At 72.0% G+C, this 10,346-nt stretch carries 6 protein-coding genes; 5 read left to right on the top strand and 1 reads right to left on the bottom strand.

Going from position 1 to position 10,346, the window contains the following annotated elements; genetic code table 11:
• Positions 1–175: 175 nt before the first annotated feature.
• Complete coding sequence (locus GCU69_RS07810) at positions 176–439, top strand: hypothetical protein (protein ID WP_098751075.1); 264 nt, start codon at positions 176–178, stop codon at positions 437–439.
• A 609-nt stretch (positions 440–1,048) separates the two neighbouring features.
• On the opposite strand, the gene metH is transcribed toward GCU69_RS07810, so the two are convergent.
• A complete protein-coding gene (metH, locus tag GCU69_RS07815; protein ID WP_156205499.1) occupies positions 1,049–4,561 on the bottom strand; it encodes a methionine synthase in 3,513 nt (1,170 codons plus the stop codon).
• A gap of 261 nt (positions 4,562–4,822) precedes the next feature.
• On the opposite strand from metH, the gene GCU69_RS07820 reads away from it, so the two are divergent.
• The 4 genes from GCU69_RS07820 to GCU69_RS07835 all read left to right on the top strand — a co-directional run bounded on the left by GCU69_RS07820 (position 4,823) and on the right by GCU69_RS07835 (position 10,294).
• A complete protein-coding gene (locus GCU69_RS07820; RefSeq protein WP_156205500.1) occupies positions 4,823–5,587 on the top strand; it encodes an IclR family transcriptional regulator in 765 nt (254 codons plus the stop codon).
• A gap of 716 nt (positions 5,588–6,303) precedes the next feature.
• The gene (locus GCU69_RS07825; protein WP_098751078.1) at positions 6,304–7,095 is read left to right on the top strand and encodes an MIP/aquaporin family protein; all 792 of its coding nucleotides are present in this window, start codon (positions 6,304–6,306) and stop codon (positions 7,093–7,095) included.
• Positions 7,096–7,145: 50 nt separating this feature from the next.
• Entirely contained in the window at positions 7,146–8,678 is a 1,533-nt protein-coding gene (gene glpK, locus GCU69_RS07830) for a glycerol kinase GlpK (protein ID WP_098751079.1), read from the top strand.
• A gap of 5 nt (positions 8,679–8,683) precedes the next feature.
• A complete protein-coding gene (locus GCU69_RS07835; RefSeq protein ID WP_098751080.1) occupies positions 8,684–10,294 on the top strand; it encodes a glycerol-3-phosphate dehydrogenase/oxidase in 1,611 nt (536 codons plus the stop codon).
• Positions 10,295–10,346 lie beyond the last annotated feature (52 nt).

Below are 10,346 nucleotides of genomic sequence, written 5' to 3' on the forward strand. Positions count from 1 at the left end.
GACACGGCGGCGGGGACGTCGCGCCGCGCCTCTCCGGCCCGCACCGTCACCGGACCGCCCGGCCGGGCCCGCCGAGCCGGGCAGCGTTCGGGAACCGGTCACCGAGCACGCGGGCCACAGGGTGGGGTGGCCTCTGCCGTCAGGGACAAGGCGTCCCGGCCCGGGAGGTGTACCGATGGCCGCGGTGACGCGTAACCCCGGTGCCGCGGCCGTCTCGGTAGCTGCTCAGCGCCGCCATGAGGAGCGGATCGCCGCCCTGCTGGAGGGCGCTTGCCGACGTCTGCACATCCGGCCGGCCCTTCCGCCGGAGCAGGTTGTCGTGGTGCTGGGCGCGCTGGGCGGCAGCCTCGGTCTGAGGGCCGCGGCCGACCCCGCCACAGATGTGGCCGCCCTCGCCGCCGGAGTCATGACGGTCATGTTCCCCGAGCCGGAGGACTGAGTTCCTCCCCGGCAAACCGCGGTGAGCCATTCCGCGGCGCCCGGCAGCCGGGCTTGGGGTCGCAGGAGAACAACATGCGCGTTCGGCGGCCGCTGGGGTGTCGTGCGCCAGAACCGCGAGTTGCCTCTTTGCGGCCCGGGACTCCTCCTGACGACAAAGACGCACCGGGCAGCGGACGCTTCTGGACACGTGCCGGCCGTCACGATCACCGGTGGACCGCGCGGGGGACCACCGCGGTCCGACCGACTGACCGCAAGGATCCGCGTCGCCCGGGTCGGCAGCGGACGCCCGCGTACCCGGCCGTCGCGCGTAAACGCTGACCGTGCACGTCCGTCCCGGGCGATCCTCTCCCCCGCGTCGTCGGCAGATCCCGCACACAATCCCGGAGAAGCACGGCCAAGCCACCCGCCGAGTTCCGCCGGAACTCGGCGGGTGACCGCCCTCCTGCCTTCGACCGCGCGGCGCAGGCACAAGGTTGAGTGCCGAACCGGGCTGCTCGAACAGGCCCGTGTCGCTACCAGGTACGACAAGCTCGCCGTCCGCTACGAGGCGGCTTCCGGATCATGTCGACACGCCAGGCGCTGTGACCACGTCTTCCAACACGCCGCTCTAGCGGGCGTTGAAGTACTTGGCCTCCGGGTGGTGGATGACGATGGCGTCGGTGGACTGTTCGGGGTGGAGCTGGAACTCCTCCGAGAGTTCGACGCCGATGCGTTCCGGGCGGAGGAGTCCGGCGATCTTGGCGCGGTCCTCCAGGTTCGGGCAGGCGCCGTAGCCGAGGGAGAAGCGCGCGCCGCGGTACTTCAGGGCGAACATGTCCTCGACGTCGTCGGGGTCCTCCCCGGCGAAGCCCAGTTCGGCGCGGACGCGGGCGTGCCAGTACTCGGCGAGGGCCTCGGCCAGCTGGACGGACAGGCCGTGCAGTTCGAGGTAGTCGCGGTAGGAGTTGGCCTCGAAGAGCTTGGCGGTCTCCTCGCCGATCCGGGAGCCGACGGTGACGACCTGGAGGCCGACCACATCGGTCTCGCCGGACTCCTCGGGGCGGAAGAAGTCGGCCAGGCAGAGCCGGCGGCCGCGGCGCTGGCGGGGGAAGGTGAAGCGGGTGAGTTCCGAGCCGTCCTCGCCGAGCAGGATCAGGTCCTCGCCCTTGGCCACGCAGCGGTAGTAGCCGTGCACGACGGCCGCCTGGAGGATGTTCTCCGTCTGCAGCCGGTCCAGCCAGCCGCGCAGCCGCGGCCGGCCCTCGGTCTCCACCAGTTCCCGGTAGGAGGGCCCGCCGCCGGTACGGGACTCCTTCAGGCCCCACTGGCCCTTGAAGAGGGCGCCCTCGTCCAGCCAGGAGGCGTAGTCCCGCAGGGGGATGCCCTTGACGACCCGGCTGCCCCAGAACGGCGGCCGGGGCACCGGGTGGTCGGTGGCGACGTCCGAGCGCACGCCGGTCTCCTCCTCGGGCACGGTGAGGTCGATCTCGCGCTTGGGGACGCGGCGCTGCTTCAGCTCGGGCAGGGTGGCGCCGGGGACGCCCCGCTTGACGGCGATCAGGGCGTCCATCAGCCGCAGGCCCTCGAAGGCGTCGCGGGCGTAGCGGACCTCGCCCTCGTAGACCTCGTGCAGGTCCTGCTCGACATAGGCCCGGGTGAGGGCGGCGCCGCCGAGGATGACCGGGAAGTCGGCGGCCATCTTGCGCTGGTTCAGCTCCTCCAGGTTCTCCTTCATGATCACGGTGGACTTCACCAGCAGCCCCGACATGCCGATGACGTCGGCCTTGTGCTCCTCGGCGGCTTCCAGGATCGCGGAGACGGGCTGCTTGATGCCCAGGTTGACGACGTTGTAGCCGTTGTTGGAGAGGATGATGTCGACGAGGTTCTTGCCGATGTCGTGGACGTCGCCGCGCACCGTGGCGAGCACGATGGTGCCCTTGCCCTCCTCGTCGCCCTCGGCCTTCTCCATGTGCGGCTCCAGATGGGCCACCGCGGTCTTCATGACCTCCGCGGACTGGAGCACGAACGGCAGCTGCATCTGGCCGGAGCCGAACAGCTCGCCGACGACCTTCATGCCCTCCAGCAGGGTGTCGTTGACGATGTCCAGCGCCGGCCGCTCGGTGAGGGCCGCGTCCAGGTCCTCTTCCAGGCCGTTGCGTTCACCGTCGATGATCCGCCGCCGCAGCCGCTCCTCCAGCGGCAGCGCCGCCAGTTCCTCGGCCTTGCCGGCCCTCATGGACTTCGCGTCCACGCCCTCGAACAGCTCCAGGAACCGCTGGAGCGGGTCGTAGCCCTCCTCGCGGCGGTCGTGGATCAGGTCCAGCGCGACCCGGACCTGCTCCTCCTCCAGCCGGGCGATGGGCAGGATCTTGGAGGCGTGCACGATGGCCGAATCCAGCCCGGCCTTGACGCACTCGTCGAGGAAGACGGAGTTGAGCACCATCCGGGCGGCCGGGTTGAGGCCGAAGGAGATGTTCGACAGGCCGAGTGTGGTCTGCACCTCGGGGTGCCGGCGCTTCAGTTCCCGGATCGCCTCGATCGTGGCCAGCCCGTCGCGCCGGGACTCCTCGGTGCCGGTGCAGATCGTGAAGGTCAGGCAGTCGATGAGGATGTCCTGCTCACGGATGCCCCAGTTGCCCGTGAGGTCGGCGATCAGCCGCTCGGCGACCGCGACCTTGTGCTCGGGGGTGCGGGCCTGGCCGTCCTCGTCGATGGTCAGCGCGATCAGGGCCGCGCCGTGCTCGCGGGCCAGCGTGGTGATCCTGGCGAACCGGGACTCGGGGCCGTCGCCGTCCTCGTAGTTCACGCTGTTGATGACCGCGCGGCCGCCCAGCTTCTCCAGCCCGGCCTCGATCACCGCCGGCTCGGTGGAGTCCAGCACCAGCGGCAGGGTGGAGGCGGTCGCGAAGCGGCCCGCGAGCTCGGCCATGTCGGCGACGCCGTCCCGGCCCACGTAGTCCACGCAGAGGTCCAGCAGGTGGGCACCCTCGCGGATCTGCCCGCGGGCGATCTCCACGCAGTCGTCCCAGCGCCCCTCCAGCATCGCCTCGCGGAACTTCTTCGACCCGTTGGCGTTGGTGCGCTCCCCGATGGCGAGGTAGGAGGTGTCCTGCCGGAACGGCACGCTCTGGTAGAGCGAGGCGGCACCGGGCTCCGGGCTGGGCCGCCGCGCGGCCGGCGCCAGGTCCCGCACCCGCTCCACCACCTGCCGCAGATGCTCCGGCGTGGTGCCGCAGCAGCCGCCCACCAGATTCATGCCGTAGTCGGTCACGAACGTCTCGTGCGCGTCCGCCAGCTCCGCCGGGGTCAGCGGGTAGTGCGCGCCGTCCTTGCCCAGGACGGGCAGGCCCGCGTTGGGCATGCAGGACAGCGGGGTCCGGGCGTGCCGGGAGAGGTAGCGCAGATGCTCGCTCATCTCCGCCGGGCCGGTCGCGCAGTTCAGTCCGATCATGTCGATGCCCAGCGGCTCCAGCGCGGTCAGCGCCGCGCCGATCTCCGAGCCCAGCAGCATCGTGCCGGTCGTCTCCACCGTGACGGACACGATCACCGGCAGGTCGGCTCCCGCGGCCGCCAGCGCCCGCTTGGTGCCGAGCACCGACGCCTTGGTCTGGAGCAGGTCCTGGGTGGTCTCCACCAGGATGGCGTCCGCGCCGCCCGCGATCATGCCCGCGGCGTTCCGCTCGTAGGCGTCCCGCAGCACGGTGTACGGGGCGTGGCCGAGCGTCGGCAGCTTCGTCCCCGGCCCCATGGAGCCGAGCACCCAGCGCACCCGGCCGTCCCGGGCGGCGTACTCGTCCGCCACCTCACGGGCGATCCGCACCCCCGCCTCGGACAGCTCGTAGATCCGGTCCTCGATGCCGTACTCCCCGAGCGCCGCGGCGTTGGCCCCGAAGGTGTTGGTCTCGACGCAGTCGACACCCACGTCGAAGTACGCCTCGTGGATGGCGCGGATGATGTCGGGCCGGGTGACGTTGAGCACCTCGTTGCAGCCCTCCAGCTGCTGGAAGTCCTCCATGCTCGGCTCCGCGGCCTGCAGCATGGTCCCCATCGCCCCGTCGGCCACCACCACGCGGGTGGCGAGTGCCTCACGCAGAGCTGAGACCCGGTCGGGACTGGCGGTCGACGGCTGACACGAGGCCATGGAAAGACTCCCTGAGATGCGACGGCTGTCGGCTTTGCGCTCTTCTGAGCAGAGCGCACCCGGTCAGGGTAGCCGCCCGGGCGGGAACAGCCTCGGGTGTTTCAGTCAGCGGACAGGTGTCCACATCCCGGACGGGTTCGGGAGATCATGGCCGGGCGGCTCCGGTTCCCCTCGGCCGGATGGGTCGTCTGCTGTATCCGAGGGTCGGCATGGACCGATAGTGTTCAGCATTGCCGAACCTGTGACGATGGAGGGTGCCCGATGGCTCGGACGATCCAGTCGCTGGAACGCGCCGCCGCGATACTGCGGCTGCTCGCCGGTGGCGAGCGCCGGCTCGGCCTGTCCGACGTGGCCGCCGCGCTCGGGCTCGCCAAGGGCACCGCGCACGGCATCCTGCGGACCCTCCAGCAAGAGGGCTTCGTCGAACAGGACCCCGCCTCCGGGCGCTACCAGCTGGGCGCCGAGATGCTGCGGCTCGGCCAGAGCTACCTGGACGTCAACGAGCTGCGGGCGCGCGCCCTGGTGTGGACCGACGACCTGGCCCGGGCCAGCGGCGAGAGCGTCCACGTCGGTGTGCTCCACCAGCAGGGCGTGCTGATCGTCCACCACGTCTTCCGGCCCGACGACAGCCGGCAGGTGCTGGAGGTCGGCGCCATGCAGCCGCTGCACAGCACGGCCCTGGGCAAGGTGCTCTCCGCCTACGACCCGGTGGCCCACAGCGAGGCCGCCGAGGGCGGGCGCGAGGCGTTCACGGACGCCACGGTGACCGGCCTGGAGGACTTCGAGGAAGTGCTGGGCCTCACCCGGGCACGCGGCTGGGCCGCGGACGTGGAGGAGACCTGGACGGGCGTCGCCTCGGTGGCCGCCCCGATCCACAACCGGCGGCGGATGCCGGTCGGCGCGGTCGGGGTCACCGGCGCGGTCGAGCGGGTCTGCGAAGGGGGCGAGCTGCGGCCGCAGCTGGTGGCCGCGGTCCGCGACTGTGCCCGTGCGGTCTCCCGCGACCTCGGCGCCGGGCGGTTCTGAGCCCGTAGCGACCGCTACGGCCCCTGCGACGACCCCCGCGACCGCTACGGCCCCGGTGGCCGCGACGATTCCGCTCCCGCGGCGATCCCCGCGACCGCTCCCGCCACGGCCTTCGCGACCGCTACGGCCCCCGTGACCGCGACGGCCCGGCGGGGCTCCCCGGCCCGCACCGCGGTCCCGGCCGGCCCGCCCGGCTCCGCCCCGTACACCGGCCGCCGGCTCCGGTTCACTGCTCCGGTTCACTGCTCCGGTGCCACCCCGCCGCCTCTCCCCCGCCCCGGACCCGGCTTCGCCGCGCTCTCCGCCTCCCGGCGCCGTGCCGCCCCGTCTCTCCCCCGTCCAGGGCCCCGCCCTGCCGCCGCCCGGCCCCGAGCCCCGCGCCCCGCCCGGGCCCCCGCCCGCAGCTCCGCGAGCGCCCGGCCCGCTTCCCGTCGGCCCTCGCTCCGGTCCCGTCCAGGCCCCGCCCCGGCCGCTGCCGCCGTCACATGCTGTCACCGCCGGTCACGGGGTGGTTTTTTCGTCACCGGCCCCCTTGACGCGCCGTTGCCCGTGAAGAAAACTGCCGTTCACCGGTCGGCATTGTCGAACACCTGACGACAATATTCGTTATGGTGGAGCACAGCCGCGGACCGTTCACCGCCCTCACCGAGGGCACGGGCCATCGGACGTGACCCCGTGGCCCGCCTTCCCCTGGACGAAGGACAAAGGAGTCGCGGGTGTCCAGCTCCGACATCTTCATCGGCGAGACCATCGGTACCGCCGTACTCATCCTGCTCGGCGGCGGCGTTGTCGCCGCCGTCACCCTGAAGCGCTCGAAGGCCCTGGGAGCCGGCTGGCTCGCCATCACCTTCGGCTGGGGCTTCGGCGTGCTGACCGGCGCGTACATCGCCGTCGGACTCTCAGGTGCCCATCTCAACCCGGCCGTCACCATCGGTCTAGCGATCGAGGGCACCACCGCCTGGTCGGACGTGCCGCTCTACATAGCCTCGGAGATCTTCGGCGCGATGATCGGCGCCACCCTGGTCTGGCTCGCCTACTACGGCCACTTCCGCGCCCACCTCACCGATCCCGAGGTGCTCCGCGAGGCGCAGACCGGCCAGGAAGGGCTGGTCGACAAGGACACCGCTCCGGCCGCGGGCCCCGTGCTCGGCATCTTCTCGACCGGCCCGGAGATCCGTAACGCGGTGCAGAACCTCGCCACCGAGACCATCGCCACGGCCGTGCTGGTCCTCGCGATCCTCACGCAGGGCCTGACGGAGGGTCTGGGCGTCTCCGGGACCGGCGTCCTGATGACCGCTCTCGTGGTCGTCGGCCTCGGTCTCTCGCTCGGCGGCCCGACGGGGTACGCGATCAACCCGGCGCGGGACCTCGGTCCCCGTATCGTGCACGCGTTGCTGCCGTTGCCGAACAAGGGCGGATCCGACTGGGGCTACGCCTGGATCCCGGTCGCCGGCCCGCTGCTCGGCGGCGCCATAGCCGGCGGCATCCACCAGCTCTGCTTCGCCTGAGCACGCCGCCCCGTCCGCCCCACCGAGACCTCGAGACCCAGGAGCACACCGTGACCGACGCGCACACCGCCGGCCCGTTCATCGCCGCCATCGACCAGGGCACCACCTCCAGCCGCTGCATCGTCTTCGACACCGACGGGCGCATCGTCTCCGTCGACCAGAAGGAGCACGAGCAGATCTTCCCCAAGCCCGGCTGGGTCGAGCACGACGCCGCCGAGATCTGGACGAACGTCCAGCAGGTGGTGGACGGGGCCGTGGAGAAGGCCGGCATCACCTCCGCCGACGTCAAGGCGATCGGCATCACCAACCAGCGCGAGACCACCCTGCTCTGGGACAAGGCCACCGGCGAGCCGGTGCACAACGCCATCGTCTGGCAGGACACCCGCACCGACGCCCTCTGCCGCGAGCTGGGCCGGAACGTCGGCAAGGACCGCTTCCGCCGCGAGACCGGGCTTCCGCTCGCCTCCTACTTCGCGGGCCCGAAGATCCGCTGGCTGCTGGACAACGTCGACGGCCTGCGCGAGCGCGCCGAGGCCGGCGAACTGCTCTTCGGCACCATGGACTCCTGGGTGATCTGGAACCTCACCGGCGGTCCCGACGGCGGCGTGCACGTCACCGACGTCACCAACGCCTCCCGCACCATGCTGATGAACCTCCGCACCCTGGACTGGGACCCGAAGATCTGCTCGTCCATGGGCGTCCCCACCTCGCTGCTGCCGGAGATCCGCTCCTCGGCCGAGGTCTACGGCGAGGCGAGGAGCGGCTCCCTCGCGGGCATCCCCGTCGCCTCCGCGCTCGGCGACCAGCAGGCGGCGCTGTTCGGCCAGACCTGCTTCGCCGAGGGCGAGGCCAAGTCCACCTACGGCACCGGCACCTTCCTGCTGATGAACACCGGCGAGGAGCCCGTCAACTCCTACAACGGCCTGATCACCACCGTCGGCTACCGCATCGGCGACCAGAAGCCGGTCTACGCCCTGGAGGGCTCGATCGCGGTAACCGGCTCGCTCGTGCAGTGGATGCGCGACCAGATGGGCCTGATCAACAGCGCCGCGGAGATCGAGACCCTGGCCAGCTCGGTGGAGGACAACGGCGGCGCCTACTTCGTGCCGGCCTTCTCCGGCCTCTTCGCCCCGTACTGGCGCGACGACGCCCGCGGCGTCATCGCGGGCCTCACCCGTTACGTCACCAAGGCGCACATCGCCCGTGCCGTTCTGGAGGCGACCGCCTGGCAGACCCGCGAGATCACCGACGCGATGAGCAAGGACTCCGGGGTCGAGCTGACCGCGCTGAAGGTCGACGGCGGCATGACCTCCAACAACCTGCTGATGCAGAACCTCTCCGACTTCCTGGACGCGCCGGTGGTGCGCCCGATGGTCGCCGAGACCACCTGCCTCGGCGCGGCCTACGCCGCCGGACTCGCCGTCGGCTACTGGCCGGACACCGACACGCTGCGGGCCAACTGGCGCCGCGCGGCGGAATGGACCCCCCGGATGGACGCGGCCGACCGCGACCGGGAGTACAAGAACTGGCTCAAGGCCGTCCAGCGGACCATGGGCTGGCTCGAAGAAGGACAGGAGCACTGAGAAACATGACGACCCCGCAGAGCGTTCCGACCCCGGGAACCTCCCTGGCTGCGTCCCCGCGCAGTGACAGCCGCGCCGAAACCCGTGAGCGGCTGTCGAGGGCGACGTACGACCTCCTGGTCATCGGCGGCGGCATCCTGGGCACCTCGGTGGCCTGGCACGCGTCGCAGTCCGGGCTGCGGGTGGCGATGGTGGACGCCGGCGACTTCGCCGGCGCCACCTCCTCCGCCTCCTCCAAGCTCGTCCACGGCGGACTGCGCTACCTGCAGACCGGCGCGGTGCGGCTGGTGGCCGAGAACCACCACGAGCGGCGGGTGCTGGCCAAGGACGTGGCGCCGCACCTGGTCAATCCGCTCACCTTCTACCTGCCGGTCTACAAGGGCGGCCCGCACGGCGCGGCCAAGCTCGGGGCCGGCGTGTTCGCCTACTCCGCGCTGTCCGCGTTCGGCGACGGCGTCGGCCGGGTGATCTCCCCCGCCCGGGCCGCCGCCGACAACCCGGCGCTGCGCACCGAGAACCTCAAGGCCGTCGCGGTCTACGGCGACCACCAGATGAACGACTCGCGGGTCGCGGTGATGACCGTGCGCGCCGCGGTCGAGTCCGGTGCCGTCGTGCTGAACCACGCCGAGGTCACCGGGCTGCGCTTCAGCCGCGGCCAGGTCACCGGCGCCGAGCTGCGGGACCGCCTCGACGGCAGCGAGTTCGGCGTCGACGCCCGGCTCGTCCTCAACGCCACCGGACCGTGGGTGGACCACCTGCGCCGGATGGAGGACAAGCACGTGACGCCCAGCATCCGGCTGTCCAAGGGCGCGCACGTGGTGCTGCGGCGCAAGGCTCCCTGGCGGGCGGCGATGGCCACGCCGATCGACAAGTACCGCATCACCTTCGCCCTGCCGTGGGAGGACCAGCTGCTGCTGGGCACCACCGACGAGCGGTACGAGGGCGACCCGGCGGACGTGCGCGCCACCGAGGCCGACATCGACCAGATCCTGGACGAGGCCGGGCACTCGGTGCGCGACGAGCATCTCTCGCGCGACCTGATCACGTACGCCTTCGCCGGCCTGCGGGTGCTGCCGGGCGGACCCGGCGGCGTCGAGTCGGCCAAGCGGGAGACCGTGGTCAGCGAGGGCCGCGGCGGGATGCTGTCGGTCGCGGGCGGCAAGTGGACGACGTACCGTCACATCGGCCGCACGGTGATCAACAAGCTCGCCAAGCTTCCCGGCGGCGCGCTCGCCGAGGACATGGAACCGCTGTCCCAGCTGCCGCGGCGGGTGCCGCTGCCGGGCGTCGCCAGCCCGAACGCGGTCGCGCACCGGCTCCTGGTGGACCGGGAGCCGGGCTCCCGGATGGACCCGCTGACCGCCCGGCAGCTGGCCACCCACTACGGCTCGCTGTCCTTCGACATCGCCCGGCTGGTCGCCGAGGACCCGTCGCTGGGCGAGCGGATCCACCCCGACGGCCCGGAGATCTGGGCGCAGGTGGCGTACGCCCGCGACCACGAGTGGGCCGAGACGGCGGAGGACGTGCTGCGCCGCCGGACGACGCTGACGGTGCGCGGGCTGGACACCGACGAGGTGCGCGCGCGGGTGCAGGAGATGCTGGACCGCCGGGCCTGAGCGGCGGGGGCCGGGCGGCCGGAGGGCCGCCCGGTCCGCGCGACGAGACCCC

The organism is Streptomyces lycii (genome assembly GCF_009735685.1).
Classification (GTDB): domain Bacteria; phylum Actinomycetota; class Actinomycetes; order Streptomycetales; family Streptomycetaceae; genus Streptomyces; species Streptomyces lycii.

Excerpts from the sequence above, each read along its gene's own strand:
- GCU69_RS07835 (WP_098751080.1), top strand. The coding sequence starts at position 8,684 with ATGACGACCCCGCAGAGCGTTCCGACCCCGGGAACCTCCCTGGCTGCG.
- GCU69_RS07810 (WP_098751075.1), top strand. The coding sequence starts at position 176 with ATGGCCGCGGTGACGCGTAACCCCGGTGCCGCGGCCGTCTCGGTAGCT.
- GCU69_RS07820 (WP_156205500.1), top strand. The coding sequence starts at position 4,823 with ATGGCTCGGACGATCCAGTCGCTGGAACGCGCCGCCGCGATACTGCGG.
- metH (WP_156205499.1), bottom strand. The coding sequence starts at position 4,561 with ATGGCCTCGTGTCAGCCGTCGACCGCCAGTCCCGACCGGGTCTCAGCT.